The sequence below is a fragment of the Bradyrhizobium sp. 87 genome (genome assembly GCF_023073015.1).
GTDB classification, from domain to species: domain Bacteria; phylum Pseudomonadota; class Alphaproteobacteria; order Rhizobiales; family Xanthobacteraceae; genus Bradyrhizobium; species Bradyrhizobium canariense_D.
Genome location: NZ_JADPIQ010000022.1, coordinates 542,467 through 564,757, shown reverse-complemented (window position 1 = coordinate 564,757; position 22,291 = coordinate 542,467). Strand labels below are relative to the sequence as shown.

Here is a 22,291-nt window from a genome sequence, read left to right as displayed (position 1 = left end):
TGGTTATTGCTTGACCGCAAAAACCCAAAGTGAGCCGCCGGGCGGGACTTTGGCCAGCCGTTCGTCGCCGGAGAACAGCGAGTAGACGCCGCCATAGCCGCTCGTCACGGCGACATACTGCACGCCGTCCTGCTGCCAGGTCACCGGTTGTCCCTCGATGCCCGAGCCGGTCTGGAACTGCCAGAGCTTCTTGCCGGTATCGGCATCGAAGGCCTCGAACTCGCCGGTCAGCGCGCCCGAGAACACGACACCGCCCGCGGTCGACAGCACGCCGGAGAAGCGCGGGATGTCGCTGGGTGCTTCCCACTTCGCCTTGCCGGTCATGGGATCGATCGCCTTCAGATGACCGCGCGGGCCGTCACCCCATTCCCAGAGATCGGTGAGGTCCATGCCGAGATACCATTCACCCTGCTTGAAGGTGGCGGGTTCGGTCTTGTACCTGCCGCCGAAGGCGAGCGTGTTGGCGTAGGCGAGGCCGGTCTGCGGATTGAACGACATCGGCTCCCAGTTCTTGCCGCCGAGGATCGACGGATAGACGGTCACCTTCTTGCCCTCACGCGCATCCTTCGAGACGTCGGTCTCGATGGGACGTCCGGTCTTCATGTCGATTCCCGTCGCCCAGTTGACCTTCACGTAAGGATTGGCCGCGAGCAGCTTTCCGTTGGTGCGGTCGAGCACGTAGAAGAAGCCGTTGCGGTTGGCGTCCATCAACACCTTGGTCGGCTTGCCCTCGACGTTCATATCGGCGAGGACCATCTCGGCCACGCTGTCATAGTCGAACGGATTGTTGGGCGAGAACTGGTAGTGCCACTTGATCTTGCCGGTCTTGGGATCCATCGCCAGCACGGAGCAGGTGTAGAGGTTGTCGCCCGGGCGTACCGCCGAGTTGAACGGTCCGGGATTGCCGATACCCCAGTAAACCGTGTTCAGCTCGGGATCATAGGAGCCCGTAATCCAGGTCGAGCCACCGCCGAGCTTCCAGGTATCGCCCTTCCAGGTGTCGCCGCCGGGCTCATCCGGAGAGGGGATCGAATGGGTGCGCCACAGGTGCTTGCCCGTTGCGGGATCCCAGCCGTCGATGAAGCCGCGGGTGCCGAACTCGGCGCCGGAGATGCCGGTGATCACGACGCCGTCGGCGACCAGCGGCGCCACCGTCATCGAATAGCCTTCCTTGATATCGGCCGCCTTCTGTCGCCACAGCTCTTTGCCGTCCTTGGCGTCGAGCGCGATCACGTTGGCGTCCAGCGTGGTGCGGAACACCTTGCCCTCATAGAGTGCTGCGCCGCGATTGATGATGCCGCAGCAGACGATGCGCGGCGTTTCGGCAGGATACTCGACCTTGGATTTCCAGATCTGCTTGCCGGTCTTGGCGTCGACCGCCATGGTCGCGTTGTGCGACGTCACGTAGATCACGCCCTGGTACACCAGCGGCTGCGATTCCTCGCTGCGATCGTCGTTGAAAGAGTAGTTCCAGACCGGGACAAGGTTCTTGACGCTGTCCTTGTTGATCTGGTTCAGCGTCGAGAAACGCTGAAGATTGTAGCCCATCCCGTAGTTGAGAACGTTCGATGTATCGGTCGCGCCTTTGACCAGCTGCTCGCTGGTTTGTGCACTTGCACAAGTCGATGCAAGCATGACGAGGCTCGCGGCCATCGCAAAGCGTTTCATCCGTCCCTCCCAATATGCGCGCCTATTGACGCTGCGACAGCAACACTCCGCCCGAATGCAAAACGCGTCAATACGAAAGTCGTAATTGCGATGCCGATATGGTAGGCGGCGCGGGATGCCGTCACCTGACGGAGACCTGACAAAGCAACTCTCACTTGTGCGCAGGCGCTGAAGAAATTCCGCGGCATGGAGCAGAGCGCGTGCGCCACGGCAGCGGTCGCGCCGACGGGTTCTGCAAGTTGTGCGGTGCGCAGGCTGCAATTCGGGACTTGAACCGAGGCTCGCTTGTGGACTTATGTCGTTTCGATCCGGTTCGAATCGGAGCTCTTGGTGAGGGAGGTTTTCATGATATCGCGTCGCTCTGTTGCACTTGCGCTCACGATTGCACTGCTGTCCGGTCCGGCATGGTCGGCCTCCGGCAACGCGGTCAAGACGTTCGATACCGACAATGACGGCACCCTCGATCTTGCCGAGGTGAAGAAGGCGGCGGCGGCGTTGTTCGCCAAGCTCGATCCCGATCACGACGGCACGCTCGACGCCCGCGAATTGCGCGGACGGTTAACAGCGAAAGAACTCGCCGCCGCCGATCCCGATCGCGACGGGACTCTCACGCTCGACGAATATCTCTCGGTGGTGGAGCAGCGCTTCAACGCGGCGAATCCCGACAAGGATGGAACGCTGGATGCGAAGGAGCTGAACTCGCGCGCCGGTCGCGCGCTGCTGCGCTTGTTGCGGTGAGAACCGCGCCGCTTGACTGGGAGCGAAGGCGAGTTGCCCGAGAGAGAAATTTGCAAGCGCGATGCGACAGTTCGCTGTGTCAACGGTGCGATTCCAGACTTGCGCTGTGGCTGACGCAGCCCTAGGTTTTCGCCGGCGCGATGTCGCGCTCAATCCCTTGGGAGTCCCCGAATGGCCTGGAAAGCTCCGAAGATCGTGGAAGTGCCGGTCGGCATGGAAATCAACATGTACGCCTGCGCTTTGCGCAAGTAAGACCACAAGTAAGACTGACGACCTGCCGCGGCTTCGATGGCAACCACCGTCGAAGCCGTGGTAGTGTCGGGGATGCGCGCGAGAGCCCTTACATTCTGGACCATAGCCGCCTGCACCGTCGCGCTCGCGCCGGCATGCGTCCGCGCCGAAGAGGGCTTCGATACCGAACACATCTTCGGCTTCATGATCGGTACCGATGTCGGCAATCCCGGCGAGCGCGAATTCCAGACTCAGACGACAGGCCGATTCGGCAAAGGAGGCGGGACCTATCGCGCCCTCTCGCAGGAGGTCGAGATCGAGATCGTGCCGCTGCCGAACTTTCGCATCGAGGTCGGCGGCACTGCCACCCTGCACGACATCACCGGCGTCCCCGACATCGGCGACCGCCGCCAGTTCAATTTTCAGGGCGCTTCGCTCGACCTGCGCTATCGCCTGCTCGATCGCGAGCGCGCGCCATTCGGGTTGACCGTCGCCGCCGAACTCCATGGCGACCGCATCGACGAGACTTCTGGAGCAAAAGGGCGGATGTACGGTACCGATTTCACGCTCGCCTTCGATCGCGAGCTGATCCCGAACTTCGCCATCGGGGCGCTCAACCTGATCTATCAACCCGAATGGGCGCGTTTCGAAATGGCGGGACTGTCCGAAAAGAGTTCGACCATCGGCGCGGCCTTCGCCGGCCTGGTGCGCGTGCGGCCCGATGTGCTGCTCGGCGGCGAGGTGCGCTACTTCCGGCAGTACGAAGGCATCGGCCTCGGCGAGTTCGCAGGACAGGCGCTCTTCGTCGGTCCGACCGCTTATTTCCAGCTTTCCGAGCGCTCGCGCCTGACCATGAGCTGGAGCATGCAGGCATGGGGCCGGCCGGCCGGATCGGGCGGCAATCTCGACCTCGTCAATTTCGAGCGCCACCAGGCAAGGCTGGTCTTTGGAGTTAATTTCTAGCGCTCGGGGAGAGTTGACAGGCAATTCCCGCTTTATTTCGGGCGGCCGGATTGAAACTTCCCGCTCATCGGAACGTAATCTTTTGTGCTAACTTCATCGCCTCTGCGAGGATCCCGGCATGAATCCGATCGACCTGGTGGTGACTGTGTGTGCGTTGCTCTCGCCAGCGACCTGCGAGGAGCAACATCTGGTGTTCAACTATGCGGGGTCGCCGACGCAATGCGCGATGGCTGCGCCGCCCTATATCGCGCAATGGATTGGTGACCATCCGAAGTGGCAGGCGGTGCGGTGGCGCTGCGAATATCCGCATCCGAACGACAAGGCGTAAAGCCCTGAGCTGCGTTGCCGGTCGCGACTGGCTTAGGTCCTCATCCTGAGGAGCTTGCGAAGCAAGCGTCTCGAAGGATGGCCGCAGGGCGACAGACGGGCCTGCATGGTTCGTGACGCGCGTTCCGCGCTCCTCACCATGAGGGGATAACGCTCGTAACGCAGCCCCCGTTACTTGCTGCAGTCCTTCAGATCCTTGTCGGCGATCGAGAACACCGCATCCGCCTTGATCTCGATGTCGCGCACGATGCATTGCCGCGCATTGGGATAGCTGACCCTGGCGTCGTAGCGGCCGGGCTCGACGCCGGTGATGCGCAGCCGCTCGTCGTGGTCGACCTCCTTGTCTTTGTCGTTCAGGCACTGGTTCGGCCCCCACTCGGTCTTCCCGGCCGGGGAGAGCTGGAAGCCGGAGATCGCCTCCGTCGTCAGATTCCAGAGCCGGATACCCTTGCCCTTGGCCTGGGCGAGCGCCGCGCCCGGCATCGCAACCAACAGGATGCCGATCGCAATCAGCGTACGCCGCATGATGACCCTCCCGCGAAGATGTCGTTGGTCCAATTGACCATGAGTTCTCATTGCGATTCAAGCTGCAACGCCGCGAGCTCGGCCCTGATCTTGCCGAGTTCGGCCTCGCTGCGCTCCGCGCGCGGGATGGCAATCGGCACCTCGCGCACGATGCGCGCCGGTCGCGGCGACAGCAAGAACAGGCGGTCGCCGAGCCGGATCGCGTCATCCAGACTGTGGGTGACGAGCAACGTCATCACCGGACGGCGCGCCACCAGCGTCGCGATCTCGTCGCGCAAACGGCCGGCGAGTGCGTCGTCGAGCGAGGCGAGGGGCTCGTCGAGCACGAGCAGGTCAGGCTCGACGGCAAAGGCGCGAGCGAGCGCGACGCGCCGGGCGAGGCCAAGCGACAGCTCGCCTGGAAAATGACTGCGATGCGCGTCCAGCTCCAGGATCCTGAACAGCTCGGCGAGCTTGGCGTCGGTGACATCGGGTGCCGCAAGCCGCACATTCTGCTCGACCGAGCGCCATGGCAGCAGCCGCGGCTCCTGGAAAACCATACCGATCCGCGCTTCCGGCGGGCGCGAGACGCGTCCCTCGAAATCGCGGTCGAGGCCGAGGATAATGCGCAGCATCGTGCTCTTGCCGCAGCCGGACGGTCCGATCAGCACGCCGACCTCGCCGGATTGAAGCGCGAAGCTGACCGGCGCGAGCACCTCCTGCGTCCCGCCCGCGGCACTCTTGAACCTCTTGCCTGTGATATCGACCTCAAGCCGCACGGGGTCGCCATCGTGTTGCGCGGGCTTCGAACGGTTGCACCAGCGCGGTCTCGATCACGAGCACGACGGCGGCGAAGGTTAGCGAATAGGCCAGCAGCCGCGGCGTGTCGAACAGCTGGAAGGCGACGCCGATCTCGAAGCCGACGCCGTTGGGTCGCCCCAGGAGTTCGGCGACCAGCACGATCTTCCACACCAGCGACAATCCGGAGCGGGCTGAGGCTGCGATATAGGGCGCCAGTTGCGGCAGCACGACGTGGCGGAAAGCGCGCCAGCGCGGCATCGCGAACACGCTCGCCATCTCGTCGAGCGAGCGGTCGAGCGCGCGCGCGCCCTCGCGCAGGGTGACGATGGCGGTCGGCAACTTGTTGATGGCGATCGCCGCGATCGCTGCGGCTTCGGTGAGCCCGGCCCAGATATAGGCCAGCACGATCACGACCAGCGCGGGCAGGTTCAGGAGCAGGATTAGCCAGGGATCGCCGAGCCGGTCGGCGAGCTTCACCCGTCCCATCAGATAGCCGATGGCGCTGCCGAGCGACATCGCCAGCACGAAGGCGAGGCTTACGCGGGCAAGCGTTGCGCCGAGATGCAGGAACAGCGCGCCGCTCGATGCTTCCGCGACGACGACGTCGAGCACGGCGGGCGGGGAGGGCAGCTTCGCGGCGCCGACGAAGAGGGCGGCGATCCACCAGATCGCGAGCAACAGGGCAAACGACAGAAGACGCAGCACCTCACTCCCCGGCAACTGCGTGAAAGAACGTGCCGGGATCGAGCTCGGCAGCCGGGCCGACGAGGTCGCGGCCGCCGGTCTCGGCCAGCACGCGGTAGAGCACGCGCGCGTCCCTTTCTTCGTCATCGATGCTCCGGCGCGGAATGCCGTCGCGATAGCGCTCGCGATAAGTCTTGAGCAGGGTGGCATCGCTCGTGCCGGTGAGCGGTGCGATCTTGTCCCAGGCGGCATCGGAGGTCACCAGCAGCTGCTTGGCCTTGCGGGTCATCGCGATGAAGCGCGCCACCGCATCGCGATGACTTGCCGCCCAGGTTTCGTCGAAGACATAGCCGACCGCGGAGACCGCGCCCTTGGCGCCGAGTTTCGGCAATATGTCCTCGATACCGGCAAGGCGTCTAAAACCCTTGGCCTCCAGCTGTGCGCAGAAATTCCAGAAATTGAGGCTCGCATCCATCTCGCCGTCGAGCGCCTTGGCGGCGAGCAGAGGCGGAGCACCATAGACGATGGTCGCCTCCGATTTCAGGTCGATGCCGTCCTGCTTCATGCGCGCCTGGAGCAGCAGCCAGCTCTTGTCGATGGGACCGCCGCCGACGGCGAGCTTGCGGCCCTTCAAGTCGGCGAGCGACTTGATCGGCGAGGAGGCCGGCACCATCACCGCGCCGAGCGCGCTGGAATAGGGATAGAAGGTGAGCTTGGCGCCAAGCGTGCGCTCGCGAGACACCCACAGCCAGTCGGAGAGGATGATGTCGGCATTGCCGGCGCGCAGCGCGATCTTGCCGGCCTCGGGGCTCGCAAGCTCGGCGACGTCGAGCGACAGGTCGGCCTCCTTGTCGAGGCCGTTGGCGCGGATCGCGGCCAGCTCCCAGGAGAATGTTCCGGTCTTCTGCACCGCAAGGCGAATCGTATCCGCGGCGCGGCCGGGCCCGGTTAGCGTCAGCGCCAGCGCCACCGCGAGCGCCAATGATCCACCAAATGTTCTCATCACGTTGTGAGCCGTTTCCTCTGACAGAAGTGCTTTTCAGGACAATACGCATAGCATAGCTTCCGTCGCAACCAGCGGGAGGACGCTCATGAATCTGGCCGGACAGCTACGACCGATTGTCGCCGCATTGGCGGTGTGGGCTGCGACCGCGCTCGCCGCGCAGGCTGAACAGGCCAATGATTATCCGACGTCGGCGCGTGCCGAGTATGTCTATGGCTGCATGAAGGCGAATGGCGAGAGCCGGCAGGCGATCGAACAATGTTCCTGCTCGATCGACGTGGTGGCCTCGATCGTGTCCTATGAGCGCTACGTTACCGCAGAAACCGCGCTCAGCATGTCCCAGGTCCGCGGCAATCTCGGCGTCCAGTTCCGCACCTCGGAGCAGGCGAACTCGGCCGTGAATGATTTGAGGCGTGCCCAGGCGGAAGCCGAGGTGAGGTGTTTCTGACCGCTTGGTTGTACGACCACCGTATTCGTCATGCCCGGGCTTGTCCCCGGGCATCCACGTCTTGGCGGCACCTAAGATCGTGGATGGCCGGGACAAGCCCGGCCATGACGACCGGGAGCCTCACGTCCCCGGCTTCTCCACGTCCCACTCGTTCCGGAACACGTGTCCGTCCGTGTCCTTGGCTTCCGCGCGAAAACGCCTGGCGCCGTTGGATACATAGGTGAAGCGCAGATTTGGATCTTCCGAGATCGAGATGCCGCCTTCCATCGACAGCACGGGGCTGTCGTCCTGCGTCAGCTTGAGCTGGTTGATGAAGAAGGCGGGAATGTAGAGCTGTGTGACCTGGTCCATCTGCAGGCCGGAATTGTTGGGATGGCCGATCATGATCTGCGCTTCCCGCATGCGGCTCGCCGGGGCCTCCTCGCGCGCGAATTGGCGGTAGCGCATCTGGCCGAGCCGGTTCTGGGCCTCCTCGGCATTCTTCCCTGCTGGTGCCGAGCAGCCGCCGGAGGCCTTCACGTAGACTTTCGAGACATAGAGCTGGCCATCGCTGAGCTCGGCCACCGCATGAACGTCGGTGTAATTGTTGACGCGCACGCGGGTCGAGATTTCAGTGACGTTGGCATCCGGTCCGAGCTCGAACTTCGCCGCCATCGGCGCGGGATTACGATCGATCACCAGCGTGATCGAACGGATGCGGCGGGCATCGCCGGGCGAGAGCTTGCTGCGCAGGGTCACCGGCACGATGGCCGCGTCTTCGGCACGATACGGCATCTCGATTCCAATGACATTGCCGCCGTCATTCATCGGACGGCTGCTGAAGATGTCCTGCACCAGGCCCGGCCAGGGATCGTAAGCCTCTTCCGCCTGCGCCGGCACGGCGAATGCAATGCCGAGGAGCAGGGCGATCAGAGGCAGTCGGCGCGTGCATCCCGTCATGGTCATGGTCCCGCGGACGAAGCAACGTTTCACGCATCGTAGCGCGTCCGCTACTCCCATTCAATTTCCGAAAATGCTGCGGTTGCGTTGCGGGCGTTGTAGTCGTCGAACAGCTCCCAGTGCGGCCGTTCCGAGGCGGCGGCCCTGTCTGCAGCGGTTCGGATCGGCTCGCCCTTCTTGTTCGACGCCCGGATGTCCGCCAGCAGTGCCGTCAGATAGCGCCGTTCATCGGTCAGCGCGGCAGGCCATTCACTCACAGGTCCGTGACCGGGAACGACGCGCTGCGCCGGAATGCTCTCGAGTTCCGCGAGGATGCGAAGCCAGCCGCGAATGCTGCCGTCCATCACCGGAATATGGCGGAGGAAGATGAGGTCGCCAGTGAACAGCGTCTTCGTCATCTCATCGAACACGGTCAGGTCATTGTCGCTGTGCCCGGCCGGCCAAGCCCGCAGGTTGAGGCGGCGCGCACCGAGATCGAGCATCAGGGTGTCCGTGACGAGCATTGTGGGCGGCACGATTTTCACGGGAGATATCAATTCGTCGCCCATGATGCGCCTAAAATTGTCGAGATAGTACGGCCCACGGGCAGCGAGCGCCCGCGGCAATCGGCTGTGACCGACGAAAATGGTGTCCCCGGCGACGAAAGCCGCATTGCCGAAAACATGGTCGGGATGGCCGTGGGTATTGATGACGTAGCGGATCGGCTTGCTGGTGCGGGCCCGCACCGCCGCCAGCAGCGCCTCGCCCTCGCGAACGCTACCGCCGGTATCAATCACGGCCACCGCATCTTCGCCCACGATGAAGCCGACATTGGCGATGTCGCCCTCGTTCTCGCGGGTCATCAGGGCGATGGTCCCGGAGTGTACGAAGATTCCCGGCGCGACTTCGCTCACAGGCAATTCGGCCGCTGCGGCGCATGCTAGCGTCGCTGTTACCAGGGACAAGGCTGCGATCACGAGAGCGATGCGAGACACTTTTCAGCCTCAGTTCAAAGGTTGCGCGCATTGCACTGCAACAAAGAAAGCCAGCACAAAGTCTGGCAAAACATGGCGCGTCATGCGTTGCATGGCTAGCATTCAAACAAGCCTAGGAGGAAGCGCGATGACGGAGGCCGGACGACATCGTCGCTGGTTGCTTTCACTGAGTATCCTGGTTGCGTCTTGCGCGTTCGGCGACGTCGCCATAGCGCAGACCAACGAGACGGGTGACCTCTCGTTCGAACTGGTCGACCCCAAGGTGCTACGCGTCTGTTCCGACCCGCGCAATCTGCCGTTCTCGAATGAGAAGGGCGAGGGGTTCGAGAACAAGCTTGCCGAGCTGTTTGCGGACAAGCTCCAGAAGAAGCTCGACTATGTCTTTTTTCCGCAAGCCACCGGCTTCGTGCGCATGACGCTCGGCTCGCATCGCTGCGACGTCATCATGGGCTTCCCCCAAGGCGATGACCTCGTGCAAGGCACCAATCCCTACTACCGCACGAGCTATGCCTTGGTCGCGAAAGCAGGTAGCGGGCTGGAGGAGGTCGACACGCTGGAGGATGCCAGGCTCAAGGGCAAGCATGTCGGCATCGTCGCCGGCACGCCGCCTGCGACCAACATGGCCATTGCGGGACTGATGGGTGATGCAAAGCCCTATCCGCTCATGATCGACACGCGCTACGACAATTCGGCGCAGGCAATGATCGATGATCTCACGGCGGGCAAGATCGACGCCGGCGTGCTGTGGGGACCGATGGCAGGGTTCTACGCGAAGAAGGCGGGGTCGCTTCATGTCACGCCGCTGGTGAAGGAAACCACCGGGCCAAAACTGGTCTATCGCATCGGCATGGGCGTGCGTGGCGCCGACCAGAACTGGAAGCGGCAGCTCAACAAGCTGATCCAGGAGAACCAGGGCGAGATCAACAAGATCCTGCTCGATTTCGGCGTGCCGCTGCTGGACGAGAACGATCGGCCGCTTGGCGCGGAGACGACCAAGAAGGCACCATGAGGCAGACGCCATGAGGCGGCACCTTGCGGCTGCGCTGGTCGGCGCCGTGCTGGTGGCGCCGGTCGTTGCGCAGCAGCAGGAGCCGTTCGAGCCCGAAGGCTATCGCACCGACAACTACCGCGCGCCCGTGCCGCCGACGCTCGGCGGCGCGCGCGTGCTGTCGACGTCAGAAGCCGAGGCGATTTGGCGCGCGAAGAGCGGCGCCTTCATCGACGTGCTGCCGCGCGCGCCGAAGCCGAAAAACCTTCCCGCGGGTACCGTTTGGCGCGAGGCGCCGCGCAAAAATATTCCGGGCAGCATCTGGCTGCCGGATACCGGCTACGGCACGCTGCCGCCCGCCATGGACGACTATTTCCAGCGCGGCCTGGCGCGTGCATCACACGGCGATAAGAACGCGCTGCTCGTGATCTATTGCCTGGCCGATTGCTGGATGTCCTGGAACGCCGCCAAGCGCGCGCTCGCGTATGGCTACTCCAACATCGCCTGGTATCCCGATGGCACCGACGGCTGGGAGCGTGCAAAGCTTCCTACTGAGGAGGCGCAGCCCGAGCCGCGGCCGGAGCAATAGGCAAGAGATCGTCATGCCTGGGCTTGCCCGGGCATCCACGTTCTTGGTGCCTCGTGGCTGTGCGTGGATGGCCGGGACAAGCCCGGCCATGACGCCCTGTCGCACGTGGGAAGAGGCGAGGAAAAGCTTACTGCTTCTGCAACTTCGTCAGCGTGCCCGTCCCGTTATTGTCGGTCGCAGAGTAGCTCACCCTGTCGCCGGCGTGGACGGCGTCGAGCATCGCGGCATCCTTGGCCTTATACTCCTGGAGCGCGCCGGCGCCGCCTGCGCTGCCGCCGACTGTGCCCTTCTGCGTCTGCTGGATCGAAATCGTGCTGTTGAGCCGATCTATCCGGGTGACCATTCCGGTCAGATCGTCAGCGAATGCGCTGCTTGCGAGCATGCTGATGGCTGCAGCGCCTGCGAGGATGAATTTCGTGGTTCCCATCGAGGCCTCCCGATGCCTTGGATTACCCGTCGACAAGACATCCTAGACCGATTTGGTTCCGGCATATAGCACGGCGGCAGGTTAATGATCGCCATGGAGGCGCGGGAACCGGCCGCAAGCGGTCAATGAGGCTGACTCTATTCCATTTCCTGCTGGATCACGCGTCCAAGCGCAAACAGCCGCTGGTCGATGGTGGTGGGAACCTCGCAGACGAATCGCACCACCTTGTGGCGGTCCTCGAAAATGCGAGTCTTCCAGATCAGCTCGTTGCTGAGCGCATCGACCTTAGCCTCGTCGCGCGGCGTGGCGCCTTGGAGCGCCTGAAGCTGGACGCTCTCCTCGCGGATCTTGTCGGCGGCTTCGCGCTGCTTGCGGCTGACGCGTTCCAGCCCGCTCATGACCTGCGAGCGCTGAGCGTTGAGCGTGTCGAACAGGCCTGCGAACAGCAGTTTTGCGTTCGTGGTCTTGTCGGCCGCGGAGCCCGCCAAAAACTCCTTCACCAACTTCTCGCCCTCGTCCAGCGGCGTCTTGCGTGCCGACAGTTTGGCGACCAGCGCGCTGACCTTGGCGTCGTCCTTCCATTTGTTCTGCACGTCGTCGAGCGGAGGACCGGCCCATACGGCGGCGAGCGAAATTTCCGGCACTTTGGCCTGCGTGCAGGGCCAATCCGGATAGCGCGGATCGGCCGCGCGTGCCGCCGTGCTCGCGGCTGCGAGCATCAGAGCGGCCATGGCCAGAACCCGAACCGTCATCCTTCGCCTCCCGCAGGCCCCCGTCGCGCCAGCCCGCGCGAGGGATCATAGGCCAGAATCGCGCCGATCATGAAGACGATTGTGCAGGTCGCGACCACCGCCAGCGAGATCCAGTTGATCTGTCCGTACAGCGCGAAGCGGATCAGCTCGACCGCATGGGTGAACGGATTGGCCTCGCAAACATAGTAGAGATATGGGCTGCCCTCCTGCACCCGCCAGAGCGGGTAGAGTGCCGATGAAGCGAAGAACATCGGGAAAATGACAAAATTCATCACGCCGGCAAAGTTCTCCAGCTGCTTGATGCCGGAGGAGATCAGCATGCCCAGCGAGCCCAGCATCAGTCCGGACAGGATCAGGGCCGGCAGCACGGTGAGATAGCCCGATAGGGGAGGGGTGATGTCCCAGAACCAGGCTATCAGCAGGAACGCGTAGACCTGGAGCAGCGACACCGCGGTGCCCGCGAGCAGCTTGCAGAACAACAGGTAGCCGCGCGGCAGTGGGCTCACCAGCAGCGTGCGCATGTTCCCCATCTCACGGTCATAGACCATCGAGAGCGAGGACTGCATGCCGTTGAAGAGCTGGATCATGGCCATCAGCCCCGGCGCGATGAAGACCTCGTAGAGGATGTAGGTCTCGTAGGGCGGGATGATGGAGATGCCGAGCACCTGGCGGAAACCGGCGGCGAAGATGAACAGCCAGACCAGCGGCCGCACCAGCGCCGAGACGAACCGCTCGCGCTGGTGCAGGAAGCGCAGTCCCTCGCGCCAGACAATGCCCGTGAGGCAGGTCATGTATTCGGCGGCCGAGAAGCCGCGCTGCGCCTCGCGCGTGGTGATGCTGCTCATGCGCCGCCGCCCGGCAGGGTCTGCGCGCCGGTCAGGCGCATGAAGGCGGTGTTGACGTCCTGCGCGCCGGCTTCCGCGACGACGCGGCTCATCGGTCCCTGCGCCAGCACCTTGCCCTGATGCAGCACCACGAGATCGTCACCGGCCATGATTTCGTCGAACAGATGCGTGGCCCAGAGTACGCCGATGCCTTGCTCGCTCACGAGCTGGCGCACATGGCTGATGATGTCGGCGCGCGCCTTGACGTCGAGGCCGACGGTCGGCTCGTCCAGCAAGAGCAGGCGCGGCCGGTGCAGCAGCGCCCGGGCGATCTCCAGCCGCCGCATCTGCCCGCCCGAGAGATCGCGCACCTTGCTGCCGGCGCGCTCGGTAAGCCCGATGCGACCGAGCAGCTCGGCGGCTCGAGCGCCGGCTTCGCGGCGGCTGATGCCGTGGAGTGCGGCGTGATAGAGCAGGTTCTGCGTCAGCGACAGATCGAGATCGAGCGTGCGCGGCTGGAACACGACGCCGAGCAACCGCAGCGCCTCGCCGGGACTCTTGCTGATGTCATGGCCGAAAATGCCGACGCGGCCGGACTGGATGCCGAACAGGCGCGTGATCAGCGAGAACAGCGTGCTCTTGCCCGCCCCGTTGAGGCCAAGCAGGGCCGTGAAGCTCGCGGGCTGCACGTTGAAGGACACGTCCATCAGCGCGCGGCGCGGTCCATAGGCGTGGCTGACGTCGTCGATCGATAGCGCGGGCACGGTCGCCGGATCGGGCCTTGGTGTTTCGCGTTGTTCGGCGATGGGAACAGGGCTGGTCATGGCGCGATCGTGATACCCCAGGGCAGTTCGCCCACTTGAATGGTCTTGATCACCTTTTGCGCGGCGACGTCGATGACGGAGACGTCGTTCGAGACGCCATTGGTGGTGAGCAGAAATTTTTCGTCCGGGGTGAATGCCATGTGCCAGACCCGCTGTCCCACCAGCAGATATTTCGTCACCTTGCGCGAGGCGGTATCGACCACGGCGACGCGATTGGCGGGACCGAGCGCGATGAAGGCGGTCTTGTCGTCCCGGGTCATGCCGATGCCAACGGGCTGGATCGCCTCTTTCCTCAACCCCGGAATCTCGAAATTGATCTTGCCGGTCACCTCGTGCTTTCCGGGGTCGATGATCGAGACGGTGCCGCCGATCTCCGAGGACACCCACAATTCGGAAGCGTCGTGCTTGAATTCGGCAAAGCGCGGTCGCGCGTCGACCAGCACGTTGGCGACGATCTGGCGCGACGACGTGTCGATGAAATGCGCCATGTTGGTGGTCTCGGACGTGTTGATCAGCGTCTTGCCGTCCGGGCTGATGGTCATGCCCTCGGGCTCGACGCCGACCTGGATGTCGCCAAGGCGAGCGCGCTTCTCGAGGTCGATCACGGTCACTGTGTTGTCGTTCTCGTTGGCGACATAGAGGACCTTGCCGGCGGCATCCTGGGCGAACAATTCAGGGTCGGGACCGGAGGGCAGGCTGTCCACCACGGTTTGCGTCTTCGCGTCGATCATCTGGATCGTGTCGTCGTCGCCGACCGCGACCATCACGAACTTTCCGTCGCGCGTGAAGTCGATGCCACGCGGGCGCTGGCCGACCTTGATGGTCTTGGTCACCGTCCAGCTTTCGGTATCGATCACCGACACCGTGTTGCTCTTCTCGTTCGAGACATAGGCGATGAACGCATGCGCCGGCGCTGCCGCCAGCGCCAATCCGGACAGCAACCCAACACGCCACGCGCGGAACGTCCAAGTCCTCACTTTAATGTCCTCACTTCAGCTTGCATTTGCTCTCCGGGCGGTCATAGCCGAGCGTGTCGAGCTCGGAGACCTGGTGCAGGAAACCTTCTTGCGGCGACACCGACACCACCATGCGGCCATCGACCAGCAGGATCGGCTGGCGCAGCTGCAGGTTCCAGTCGCGCAAGGTCAGCTTCGTGCCCTTGAAGGCGGCGACCGAGAACTCCGGGCCCTTGATGAAATCGGTGACCTTCTTGACCTCGCCGGAATTGGTGCGCGACGTGGCCTCTCCGATCATGCGCACGGCGGTCCACGCCTGCATGTCGAGCGCAGTCATCCGCCGCGCGTTGAGCTTGACGAAGCGGTTCTGCATCTGGATCGCGCCCCACTGGTCCTGCGCAGCGTCCCAGCTCCGCGGCACGAGGCCGGCCGAGCCCGCGACAGGCCGTGGATCCCAGGTGCGATAGGGCAGGTAGGCGCCGAACACCTCGCTCTCGTCAGCGGCGACCAGTACATCATAGGCCGGAGCTTGTTGGGTGAACACCGGCATCTGCCGCTGGATCAGCGTCACGCCGGAGTCCGTGCGGCGCGCGCCGCCTTTGTCTTCGAAGCTGCGCTCCTGCACGATCTTGGCGCCGAACCGCGTCGCGGTGCGCCGGAGCGCATCGGCGAACAGTCTGTCCTCGTCATGCGAGCCAACCACGAGCAGCCAGCGCTTCCATTGCTTCCACACCAGATACTGACCGAGCGCATCGGCCAGCATTGCGCGCGTCGGCGCGGTGTGGATGACGTTGGCACGGCAATCGGCCTCGCGCAGCCGCTCGTCGATCGCGCCGGCGTTGAACAGCAACGTGCCGCGCTCGCGCAGGGCGTCGGCGACCTTCAGCAGCGTGTCGGCCGGCAGGTCGGCGATGATGAAGCCGTTGCGTGCGGCGAGCTCTGTCGCGGCCTGCACGGCATCTTCGCCCTCCTTGATACGACGCTCCTCCAGCGCAAATCGCTGGTTGAGGAATTTGCCGGTAGTGTTGTTGTCCTCGATGGCCAGGCGTGCGCCGGCGACGCCGTCATTCTCCGCGGGCTGCTCGACCAGCGACAGCGTTGATCTGGTGCCGGCGATTCCGAGATAGCCGACGCCGATCATGACAGGGTCGGCTGCGAGCGCACTCGTCGCAGCAAAACCCAGGCAGATCAGGCCGACCAACCATCGGATCATGTTTCCTCCAGATGTTCTCCCCGGCTTGACCGCCGATGGAGAATTGTCTCTGCTAAAGCATGACCGATTTGTCAGGGCATGCAACCCCGCATTTCGTCCTCACGCCGCCACGCCGGGAATCACGATCATGCGAGCGCTGATATGTTTCGCCGCTTTGCTGTTGACGGGCTCGGCCGCATTCGCCGATCCGCCGAAACTCGCGGTGTTCGATTTCGAACTGATCGACACCAGCCTGCCTGGCGAGTTCTACGGCTCCAAGCCCGAGGAAGCGCGGCTCGACCTCATCAGCGAGCAGTTGCGCAAGGCACTGGTTGAGTCAGGCAGGTTCCAGCTGATCGATATTGCGCCGGTCCGGGATGCGGCCCGTCACGCCAATCTGCAGGCCTGCGGCGGCTGCGACCTCAAGCTTGCCGGGCAGCTGGGTGCCGATTTGGAAATCACTGGCATGGTGCAGAAGGTCTCGAACCTGATCATCAATCTGAACATCTACCTGCGCGACGTGAAGACCGGCAACATGATCACGGCCGCCAGCGCCGATATGCGCGGCAACACCGATGAATCCTGGACGCGCACGATGAGCTATCTGATCCGCAACCGCTTGCTGGCGCCGAACTACGGCAAGCCGTGAGGGAGATATTTACCCCTTCAATCGCTCCGCATGCCAGTGCAGGTGATCGCCCATGAAGGTCGAGATGAAGTAATAGCTGTGGTCGTAGCCCGCCTGCCGCCGCAGCGTCAGCGGAATGTTGGCCTTGGCACAGGCCGCCTGCAGCAATTCAGGACGAAGCTGCTCTTTCAAAAAGTTATCGGCCTCGCCGACGTCGACGAGGAAGCCTGAAAACTTCGCGCCGTCCTCGATCAGCGCCACCGTGTCGTGGCTGCGCCAAATGTCCTTGTTCGGCCCGAGATAGCCGGTCAACGCCTTGATGCCCCAGGGCACGAGCGACGGCGCGACGATCGGCGCAAAGGCGCTGGCCGCGCGAAAACGGTGCGGGTTGCGCAGCGCGACCGTCAGCGCGCCATGGCCGCCCATCGAATGGCCCATCACCGATTGGCGCTTCGCATCGACCGGAAAATTTTCCGCCACGAGTTTCGGCAGTTCGTCGGTGACGTAGCTCCACATGCGATAATTGCTTGAAAACGGCGCTTCCGTCGCGTCGACATAGAAGCCGGCGCCAAGACCGAAATCATAGGCATTATTGGCATCGCCGGGCACGTCGGGGCCTCGCGGGCTGGTGTCGGGCGCGACGAAGATCAAGCCGAGCTCGGCGCAGGCTTTGCGGAATTCGCCCTTCTCGGTGACGTTGGCGTGCGTGCAGGTGAGGCCGGAGAGATACCAGACCACAGGCAGCTTGGCGCCCTGTGCGTGCGGGGGAACATAGACCGAGAACGTCATGTCGGTTCCGGTCGCCTGGCTGGCATGGCGATACACGCCCTGCACGCCGCCATAGGATGTATTGGTCGAGACAGTCTGGATCGTCATGCCGTTATGCTCCGTGGCATCAAACCACATCAGGATTGCAACGCTTGTGTGACCGAATTCGCGGCGGCCGTCAGGCCACGCCGCTGTCGATCGCCAGCCGCACCAGCTCGACAGAGGTTTTCACCCCGAGCTTCTGGCGCATGATGGACGAGGTGTTGGCGACAGTCTTGTAGGACGACTGCACCAGCCAGGCGATCTCGGATAGGCTCTTTCCGGCGCTGAGCAGCCGCAAAATCTCCATCTCGCGCGCGTTCAGCTTCGACAGCGGGCTTTGCGCCAGCGCGGGTCCCGCAAAGGCGATGCTGCGCGCGATCGCGCTCGGCAGATAGGTGCCGCCGCCGCCGACGGTGCGAATCGCCTCGACGAGATCGTCGGGGTCACCGGTCTTGGAGACATAGCCCTTGGCGCCGCACTCGATCGCCCGCGCGGCAAAAGCAGGGTCGTCGTTCATGCTGAACATGATGATCCGGGCCTCGGGCGCGCGCTCGAGGATGCGGCGCGCGAGCTCGAAGCCGGACACGGTCGGCAGGTTGATGTCGATGATCGAGAGGTCGGGGCGCTCGACGATGAAGACGCACTCGCCGTCTTCGGCGTCGGCGGCCTCCAAAATCTCGATCTCGCCCTCGTCCGCCAGCACGGCACGGCAGCCGGAGGCGACGATGGGATGATCGTCGACGATCAAAATGCGCATAGGCGTTCCTCGCGACAGCGTCTTGGCCTGTTTCGCGCCCGGCCGGGATTGCTGTACGCTTTCGATTAGATATCGGGCGCTTCGCCTCTGTCAACGTTATCGGACAAGGGGCAGGCCAATCCTTCGCGGGGGCACGGGCGATACCAATGTGGCAAAATCTATCCTTGCGCGGGCGCATCAACCTGCTGCTGGCGCTGCTGCTGGCGCTGGGACTCGCCGTCAATATCGGCCGCCAGGTCGCGGAAGCCGGGCCGCGCGTGCAGGCCGAGGACCAGAGCGTGATCCGGCTCGCGCGCGAATTCATCGAGATGATCGTTGCGGATCTCAACGAGGCGCCCGATCCGGATGCCAGGCTGAACCAGATCGCACGCGACCTCAGCCGCCTGCGCCATGTCAGCATCGCGCTTCGGGACGAAGCCGGCCGTCCGCTGACGCAGCCCCGGACCGACGCCGATGACGACACCCGCGCGCCGCCGGCCTGGTTCGTCAGCCTGGTTCATCCCGAGCAGACCGCGGTGAGCGTGCCCGTCTCGATCCATGGCAAGCCGGGTTCGCTGCTGATCACCTCCCATCCCGATGACGAGATCGCCGAGATCTGGGACGCCATCGTGACCCAGCTCGAGGTCGGCTCGGTGATCGCGCTGGCGCTGTTCCTGGTGATGATGAATGTGATCGGCCGGGCATTGGCGCCGCTCCAATCCCTTGCGGACGTGATGGCCGAGCTCGAAGACGGGCGTTATCAGGCGCGCGTCGCGCCGGGCGGCGCGCCGGAACTCGCCGCGATCTGCACCAAGCTCAACCATCTTGCGGCAACGCTCAGTGACGCCATCGAGGACAAGCGGCGCCTCGCCGAGCGAACGGTGTCGCTCCAGGACGTCGAGCGCAAGGAGATCGCGCGCGAGCTCCATGACGAGTTCGGGCCATACTTGTTCTCGCTACGCGCGCATGCCAGCGCGCTGGCGAAGCAGGCGGACGGACGCGCCCCGAATGCGGAGGCCGTGCGAAAACACGGCAGTGCCATGCTGGAGCAGATCAACGCGCTTCAGCAGTTCAATCGCCGCGTGCTGGAGCGCCTCCGGCCAGTCGGCCTGGCCGAGTTCGGCCTGCGCCAGGCGCTGGAATCGCTGTCGCGGCTGTGGCGGGAGTCGCATCCCGATGTCACCATCGAGACCGTGATCTCGCCGGCGCTTGGCGTCACCGGGGAGACCGCCGACCTCACCATCTACCGCATCGTGCAGGAGGCGCTCACCAACGTGTTCCGCCACGCCGGCGCGACCTCGGTTAACGTCGTCATCGAGCCGGTGGCGGAGGCGGCAAGCGACGGCCGCAGCTGTGCCCGGGTGCGGGTCAGCGACAATGGCCGCGGCATGGAGCCCGGCCAAAAGCTCGGCTTCGGGCTCGTCGGCATGCGCGAGCGGATTCTCGCGCTGGGCGGCACGCTCAACGTCGTCTCGGGTGACGGTGGTCTGACCGTAGAGGCCCTGGTCCCGACGGCAGCGGCCTGATCGCGTCGGGAAAAATTCCCGATTTGGTCGGGAAATTTGGTGCGATACGGCCCGACCTTTTGTGGCTGGCGCACGCATTCCTGCCGATTACACTCGTCTCGACCAACCGGGGGAAGATCAAAACAGTCGGTGGTCACGGATGGGAAGGCTGGGATGGGCGATCGTGTTTGGTTCAAGCGTTTTCGGTTCAAGCCTATTGGGTTCAAGCCTCTTGGGTTCAATCGTCGTTTGTTGATCGCCTTGGTTTCGACCGGGCTGCTCTCCGTCTTCGCGATCCCCGCGGGGGCCGCGCAGGACGAGGAAACCAACGTCCAGAACCTGCCGCCGGTCGAGGTGACGGCGCCGCCGCGGTCAACGGCGCGGCGCACCGCGTCATCGCGTCCGGTCGCGCACATCGGAGCGCCGTCATCCGCCAGCCCCAAGACGCGCCTCTACGTCTATCCGACCGCGCCGGGTACCGGCAGAGGTCTTGACGTCGACAAGGTCCCCTCGGCGATCAACGCCGTCGACGCCAGCCAGATCAAGCGCACCGGCTCGCTGAACATCACCGACGCGCTTCGCGACAACATCGCCGGCGTCAACATCAGCGAGGTTACCGGCAATCCATTTCAGCCGGATGTCGAATTCCGCGGCTTCGTTGCCTCGCCGGTGACGGGCACGCCGCAAGGCCTCGCTGTGTATCAGAACGGGGTTCGCATCAACGAGGCCTTCTCCGACGCCGTCAACTGGGACCTGATCCCGACCGCGGCGATCCGGTCGGTGACGCTCGTGACCAACAATCCCGCCTTCGGCCTCAACGCGCTGGGCGGCGCGATCAATTTGCAAATGAAGGACGGTTTTACCTATCAGGGCGCGGAGCTTGATCTCATGGGCGGCTCGTTCGGCCGCATTCAGGGCTCGGCGCAATGGGGCAAGACGGTCGACAAGAACTACGGCGTCTATGCCGCGCTCGAAGGCCTGCACGACAACGGCTTCCGCAATTTCTCCCAATCGGACGTGCGGCGCTTCTACGGCGACGTCGGTTACAAGGCGGGCGACAGCGAATTCCACGCCAACATGGGCGTCGCCAAGAACGATTTCGGCGCCAACGCCACCGTTCCCGCCGAGCTGCTCGACAAATATTGGGGCGCGACCTACACGACCCCGCAGACCACTTCCAACCGCGTCGGCTATCTCAACCTGACGGGCAAGGTCGATGCGACGCCGACCTGGACACTCGAAGGCACCGCGCATGTGCGCAGGTACGAGCAGAAGCTCGTCGACGGCAATCCGACCGACGCGCAGGAATGCACTGACCCGGGGCTCGCTGGGCTTCTTTGCTTCGGCGACGGCGCCACACCGGCAAACGGCGTGAACGGCCTGCCGCTTGCCAATCCTTTCGCGTCCGGGACCATCCTCGGCGAGATCGACCGGAGCTCGATACGTTCGACCACCTTCGGCGTGTCGGGGCAGGCCACCAACACCGACCAGCTGTTCGGCCACGACAACCGCTTCGTGATGGGCGCGACCTATGACGCCAGTGTCACGCGCTATAACGCCACCGCCGAAATCGGCACGATCGGAGAAAGCTACGTCGTCAGCGGCGGCGGCCTCTTCCTGGGGCCGACTGGCGTACCTGATACCGTTGCCGGCCCTGTCTCGCTGCGGACCGTCAATCAATATAACGGCCTCTACGCAATGGACACGTTCAATATCACGGACGCCTTCGCCGTCACCGGCGGCGGCCGGTTCAACGTCGCGCGCATCACGCTGGAGGATCAGCTCGGGACCGATCTCAACGGCGATCACACCTTCACCCGCTTCAATCCGGTAATCGGCGGCACCTACAAGATCACGCCGGAGCTGACGGCCTACGCCGGCTATTCCGAGGCCAACCGCGTTCCGACGCCGCTCGAGCTCGGCTGCTCGGATCCAGCCCGTCCCTGTCTGATTGCCGCGTTTCTCGTCTCCGATCCGCCATTGAAGCAGGTCGTGTCCAAGACCGTGGAAGCGGGCCTGCGCGGCAGCAGGGAGCTGAACATCGGCACGCTCGGCTGGAAAATCGGCGGCTTCCGCGCCACCAATTACGACGACATCGTCGCCGTTCCCGCAGTCGGCCGCACCGGCTTCGGCTATTTCTCCAACGTCGGCCGTACCAGGCGTCAGGGGCTCGAAGCTGAGGTCAACATCAAGTCGCCCACGCTTCAGTTTCAGGCGAGCTACGCTTTCGTCGACGCACGCTATCTCGACGCTTTCGCGCTCGGTTCCGAAAGCCCGTTCAGGGATACTGTCACCGAGACCATTCAGGTGCTACCCGGCAACCAGCTCCCCGCGATCCCGCGCCATCGCGTCAAGGTCGGCATCGACTATGCCGTCACCGACGTGTGGAAGGTTGGCGGCAACGCGCTGTTCGTCTCCAGCCAATATCTGGTCGGCGACGAGTCCAACCAATATACGAAGCTGCCGTCCTACACCGTGTTCAACTTGCACACGTCCTACCAGGTGACCAAGAACGTCCAGCTCTACGGCAAGATCGACAATATCTTCGACAGGCGCTACGCGACCTACGGACAGTTCTTCGACCGCGAAGCCGTGCCCAACTTCACCAATGGCGGTGCCGAGTTCACCGACCCGCGCTCGCTCAGTCCGGCAAGGCCGCGTGCGTTCTATGCGGGGATGCGGGTGACGTTCTGATCTTGGCTCGGTAAGCCCGGGTTGGCGCCGCCCGGCATGGCGTGTCACGCCGGCTCTGCTCTACCTCAAGCCGATTGACTCATTGT

General features: G+C 63.9%; 25 protein-coding genes. 10 read left to right on the top strand and 15 right to left on the bottom strand.

What is annotated here, in order from left to right; all coding sequences use genetic code 11:
* Window positions 1-3: 3 nt before the first annotated feature.
* On the bottom strand, window positions 4-1,668 hold the full coding sequence (locus tag IVB50_RS07210; protein WP_085350564.1) for a methanol/ethanol family PQQ-dependent dehydrogenase: 1,665 nt from the start codon (window positions 1,666-1,668) through the stop codon (window positions 4-6).
* A gap of 345 nt (window positions 1,669-2,013) precedes the next feature.
* Here IVB50_RS07210 and IVB50_RS07205 point away from each other — a divergent pair, with 345 nt between their 5' ends.
* From IVB50_RS07205 to IVB50_RS07190, 4 genes are all read left to right on the top strand, one after another.
* A complete protein-coding gene (locus IVB50_RS07205) occupies window positions 2,014-2,406 on the top strand; it encodes an EF-hand domain-containing protein (protein ID WP_026233996.1) in 393 nt (130 codons plus the stop codon).
* 171 nt (window positions 2,407-2,577) lie between these two features.
* Complete coding sequence (gene pqqA / locus IVB50_RS07200) at window positions 2,578-2,658, top strand: pyrroloquinoline quinone precursor peptide PqqA (RefSeq protein WP_018460299.1); 81 nt, start codon at window positions 2,578-2,580, stop codon at window positions 2,656-2,658.
* A 36-nt stretch (window positions 2,659-2,694) separates the two neighbouring features.
* The gene (locus tag IVB50_RS07195) at window positions 2,695-3,600 is read left to right on the top strand and encodes a hypothetical protein (protein ID WP_018460298.1); all 906 of its coding nucleotides are present in this window, start codon (window positions 2,695-2,697) and stop codon (window positions 3,598-3,600) included.
* 118 nt (window positions 3,601-3,718) lie between these two features.
* Window positions 3,719-3,928 (top strand): hypothetical protein, encoded by a 210-nt coding sequence (locus IVB50_RS07190; protein WP_018460297.1) that lies wholly within the window; start codon window positions 3,719-3,721, stop codon window positions 3,926-3,928.
* Window positions 3,929-4,098: 170 nt separating this feature from the next.
* Here the strand turns inward: IVB50_RS07190 and IVB50_RS07185 are convergent, their stop codons facing one another.
* From IVB50_RS07185 to IVB50_RS07170, 4 genes are read right to left on the bottom strand one after another with little or no spacing between them, the layout of a single operon-like run.
* A complete protein-coding gene (locus IVB50_RS07185) occupies window positions 4,099-4,452 on the bottom strand; it encodes a hypothetical protein (RefSeq protein WP_018460296.1) in 354 nt (117 codons plus the stop codon).
* A gap of 47 nt (window positions 4,453-4,499) precedes the next feature.
* The gene (locus tag IVB50_RS07180) at window positions 4,500-5,210 is read right to left on the bottom strand and encodes an ABC transporter ATP-binding protein (protein WP_018460295.1); all 711 of its coding nucleotides are present in this window, start codon (window positions 5,208-5,210) and stop codon (window positions 4,500-4,502) included.
* On the bottom strand, window positions 5,200-5,937 hold the full coding sequence (locus IVB50_RS07175) for an ABC transporter permease subunit (protein ID WP_018460294.1): 738 nt from the start codon (window positions 5,935-5,937) through the stop codon (window positions 5,200-5,202). Before IVB50_RS07175 ends, IVB50_RS07180 begins: the two co-directional genes overlap by 11 nt.
* A 1-nt stretch (window position 5,938) precedes the next feature.
* Window positions 5,939-6,919 (bottom strand): ABC transporter substrate-binding protein, encoded by a 981-nt coding sequence (locus IVB50_RS07170; protein ID WP_204513979.1) that lies wholly within the window; start codon window positions 6,917-6,919, stop codon window positions 5,939-5,941.
* An 88-nt stretch (window positions 6,920-7,007) separates the two neighbouring features.
* Here IVB50_RS07170 and IVB50_RS07165 point away from each other — a divergent pair, with 88 nt between their 5' ends.
* On the top strand, window positions 7,008-7,367 hold the full coding sequence (locus IVB50_RS07165) for a hypothetical protein (protein WP_018460292.1): 360 nt from the start codon (window positions 7,008-7,010) through the stop codon (window positions 7,365-7,367).
* 120 nt (window positions 7,368-7,487) lie between these two features.
* Here IVB50_RS07165 and IVB50_RS07160 read toward each other — a convergent pair whose 3' ends face one another.
* Both IVB50_RS07160 and IVB50_RS07155 read right to left on the bottom strand, forming a co-directional pair.
* Entirely contained in the window at window positions 7,488-8,306 is an 819-nt protein-coding gene (locus IVB50_RS07160; protein ID WP_026233994.1) for a quinoprotein dehydrogenase-associated SoxYZ-like carrier, read from the bottom strand.
* A gap of 50 nt (window positions 8,307-8,356) precedes the next feature.
* Entirely contained in the window at window positions 8,357-9,280 is a 924-nt protein-coding gene (locus IVB50_RS07155) for a quinoprotein relay system zinc metallohydrolase 2 (RefSeq protein WP_026233993.1), read from the bottom strand.
* Window positions 9,281-9,407: 127 nt separating this feature from the next.
* On the opposite strand from IVB50_RS07155, the gene IVB50_RS07150 reads away from it, so the two are divergent.
* Both IVB50_RS07150 and IVB50_RS07145 read left to right on the top strand, forming a co-directional pair.
* Window positions 9,408-10,289: a substrate-binding domain-containing protein gene (locus IVB50_RS07150; RefSeq protein WP_247295105.1), complete on the top strand. Its 882-nt coding sequence runs from the start codon at window positions 9,408-9,410 to the stop codon at window positions 10,287-10,289.
* 10 nt (window positions 10,290-10,299) lie between these two features.
* Complete coding sequence (locus tag IVB50_RS07145; protein ID WP_018460288.1) at window positions 10,300-10,857, top strand: PQQ-dependent catabolism-associated CXXCW motif protein; 558 nt, start codon at window positions 10,300-10,302, stop codon at window positions 10,855-10,857.
* Window positions 10,858-10,984: 127 nt separating this feature from the next.
* Here the strand turns inward: IVB50_RS07145 and IVB50_RS07140 are convergent, their stop codons facing one another.
* The 6 genes from IVB50_RS07140 to IVB50_RS07115 all read right to left on the bottom strand — a co-directional run bounded on the left by IVB50_RS07140 (window position 10,985) and on the right by IVB50_RS07115 (window position 15,853).
* Window positions 10,985-11,284, bottom strand: a complete 300-nt coding sequence (locus tag IVB50_RS07140; RefSeq protein WP_007601401.1) for a copper-binding protein — start codon at window positions 11,282-11,284, stop codon at window positions 10,985-10,987.
* A 137-nt stretch (window positions 11,285-11,421) separates the two neighbouring features.
* Complete coding sequence (locus IVB50_RS07135; protein ID WP_026233992.1) at window positions 11,422-12,036, bottom strand: hypothetical protein; 615 nt, start codon at window positions 12,034-12,036, stop codon at window positions 11,422-11,424.
* Entirely contained in the window at window positions 12,033-12,881 is an 849-nt protein-coding gene (locus IVB50_RS07130) for an ABC transporter permease (protein ID WP_018460286.1), read from the bottom strand. The genes IVB50_RS07135 and IVB50_RS07130 overlap by 4 nt, the downstream gene beginning before the upstream one ends.
* The gene (locus IVB50_RS07125; RefSeq protein WP_018460285.1) at window positions 12,878-13,684 is read right to left on the bottom strand and encodes an ABC transporter ATP-binding protein; all 807 of its coding nucleotides are present in this window, start codon (window positions 13,682-13,684) and stop codon (window positions 12,878-12,880) included. Before IVB50_RS07125 ends, IVB50_RS07130 begins: the two co-directional genes overlap by 4 nt.
* Window positions 13,681-14,661, bottom strand: coding sequence for a YVTN family beta-propeller repeat protein (locus tag IVB50_RS07120; RefSeq protein ID WP_026233991.1), 981 nt, complete (start codon window positions 14,659-14,661; stop codon window positions 13,681-13,683). The genes IVB50_RS07125 and IVB50_RS07120 overlap by 4 nt, the downstream gene beginning before the upstream one ends.
* Before the next feature lie 10 nt (window positions 14,662-14,671).
* Window positions 14,672-15,853 (bottom strand): ABC transporter substrate-binding protein, encoded by a 1,182-nt coding sequence (locus tag IVB50_RS07115; RefSeq protein WP_018460283.1) that lies wholly within the window; start codon window positions 15,851-15,853, stop codon window positions 14,672-14,674.
* 127 nt (window positions 15,854-15,980) lie between these two features.
* Between IVB50_RS07115 and IVB50_RS07110 the strand changes: the two genes are divergently transcribed.
* Window positions 15,981-16,481 (top strand): DUF3280 domain-containing protein, encoded by a 501-nt coding sequence (locus tag IVB50_RS07110; RefSeq protein WP_018460282.1) that lies wholly within the window; start codon window positions 15,981-15,983, stop codon window positions 16,479-16,481.
* 9 nt (window positions 16,482-16,490) lie between these two features.
* Here the strand turns inward: IVB50_RS07110 and fghA are convergent, their stop codons facing one another.
* Together fghA and IVB50_RS07100 are read right to left on the bottom strand one after the other, a co-directional pair.
* Entirely contained in the window at window positions 16,491-17,336 is an 846-nt protein-coding gene (fghA, locus tag IVB50_RS07105) for an S-formylglutathione hydrolase (RefSeq protein WP_018460281.1), read from the bottom strand.
* Between the two features lie 70 nt (window positions 17,337-17,406).
* On the bottom strand, window positions 17,407-18,027 hold the full coding sequence (locus IVB50_RS07100; RefSeq protein ID WP_018460280.1) for a response regulator transcription factor: 621 nt from the start codon (window positions 18,025-18,027) through the stop codon (window positions 17,407-17,409).
* Window positions 18,028-18,173: 146 nt separating this feature from the next.
* Here IVB50_RS07100 and IVB50_RS07095 point away from each other — a divergent pair, with 146 nt between their 5' ends.
* Both IVB50_RS07095 and IVB50_RS07090 read left to right on the top strand, forming a co-directional pair.
* On the top strand, window positions 18,174-19,532 hold the full coding sequence (locus tag IVB50_RS07095) for a histidine kinase (RefSeq protein ID WP_026233990.1): 1,359 nt from the start codon (window positions 18,174-18,176) through the stop codon (window positions 19,530-19,532).
* A gap of 153 nt (window positions 19,533-19,685) precedes the next feature.
* On the top strand, window positions 19,686-22,205 hold the full coding sequence (locus IVB50_RS07090; RefSeq protein ID WP_018460278.1) for a TonB-dependent receptor: 2,520 nt from the start codon (window positions 19,686-19,688) through the stop codon (window positions 22,203-22,205).
* The last annotated feature ends 86 nt before the right edge of the window (window positions 22,206-22,291 follow it).

Excerpts from the sequence above, each read along its gene's own strand:
- IVB50_RS07100 (WP_018460280.1), bottom strand. The coding sequence starts at position 18,027 with ATGCGCATTTTGATCGTCGACGATCATCCCATCGTCGCCTCCGGCTGC.
- IVB50_RS07115 (WP_018460283.1), bottom strand. The coding sequence starts at position 15,853 with ATGATCCGATGGTTGGTCGGCCTGATCTGCCTGGGTTTTGCTGCGACG.
- IVB50_RS07150 (WP_247295105.1), top strand. The coding sequence starts at position 9,408 with ATGACGGAGGCCGGACGACATCGTCGCTGGTTGCTTTCACTGAGTATC.
- IVB50_RS07170 (WP_204513979.1), bottom strand. The coding sequence starts at position 6,919 with ATGAGAACATTTGGTGGATCATTGGCGCTCGCGGTGGCGCTGGCGCTG.
- IVB50_RS07135 (WP_026233992.1), bottom strand. The coding sequence starts at position 12,036 with ATGACGGTTCGGGTTCTGGCCATGGCCGCTCTGATGCTCGCAGCCGCG.
- IVB50_RS07095 (WP_026233990.1), top strand. The coding sequence starts at position 18,174 with ATGTGGCAAAATCTATCCTTGCGCGGGCGCATCAACCTGCTGCTGGCG.
- pqqA (WP_018460299.1), top strand. The coding sequence starts at position 2,578 with ATGGCCTGGAAAGCTCCGAAGATCGTGGAAGTGCCGGTCGGCATGGAA.
- IVB50_RS07195 (WP_018460298.1), top strand. The coding sequence starts at position 2,695 with ATGGCAACCACCGTCGAAGCCGTGGTAGTGTCGGGGATGCGCGCGAGA.
- fghA (WP_018460281.1), bottom strand. The coding sequence starts at position 17,336 with ATGACGATCCAGACTGTCTCGACCAATACATCCTATGGCGGCGTGCAG.
- IVB50_RS07160 (WP_026233994.1), bottom strand. The coding sequence starts at position 8,306 with ATGACGGGATGCACGCGCCGACTGCCTCTGATCGCCCTGCTCCTCGGC.
- IVB50_RS07130 (WP_018460286.1), bottom strand. The coding sequence starts at position 12,881 with ATGAGCAGCATCACCACGCGCGAGGCGCAGCGCGGCTTCTCGGCCGCC.
- IVB50_RS07145 (WP_018460288.1), top strand. The coding sequence starts at position 10,300 with ATGAGGCGGCACCTTGCGGCTGCGCTGGTCGGCGCCGTGCTGGTGGCG.
- IVB50_RS07090 (WP_018460278.1), top strand. The coding sequence starts at position 19,686 with ATGGGCGATCGTGTTTGGTTCAAGCGTTTTCGGTTCAAGCCTATTGGG.
- IVB50_RS07185 (WP_018460296.1), bottom strand. The coding sequence starts at position 4,452 with ATGCGGCGTACGCTGATTGCGATCGGCATCCTGTTGGTTGCGATGCCG.
- IVB50_RS07205 (WP_026233996.1), top strand. The coding sequence starts at position 2,014 with ATGATATCGCGTCGCTCTGTTGCACTTGCGCTCACGATTGCACTGCTG.
- IVB50_RS07110 (WP_018460282.1), top strand. The coding sequence starts at position 15,981 with ATGCGAGCGCTGATATGTTTCGCCGCTTTGCTGTTGACGGGCTCGGCC.
- IVB50_RS07165 (WP_018460292.1), top strand. The coding sequence starts at position 7,008 with ATGAATCTGGCCGGACAGCTACGACCGATTGTCGCCGCATTGGCGGTG.
- IVB50_RS07210 (WP_085350564.1), bottom strand. The coding sequence starts at position 1,668 with ATGAAACGCTTTGCGATGGCCGCGAGCCTCGTCATGCTTGCATCGACT.
- IVB50_RS07190 (WP_018460297.1), top strand. The coding sequence starts at position 3,719 with ATGAATCCGATCGACCTGGTGGTGACTGTGTGTGCGTTGCTCTCGCCA.
- IVB50_RS07140 (WP_007601401.1), bottom strand. The coding sequence starts at position 11,284 with ATGGGAACCACGAAATTCATCCTCGCAGGCGCTGCAGCCATCAGCATG.
- IVB50_RS07125 (WP_018460285.1), bottom strand. The coding sequence starts at position 13,684 with ATGACCAGCCCTGTTCCCATCGCCGAACAACGCGAAACACCAAGGCCC.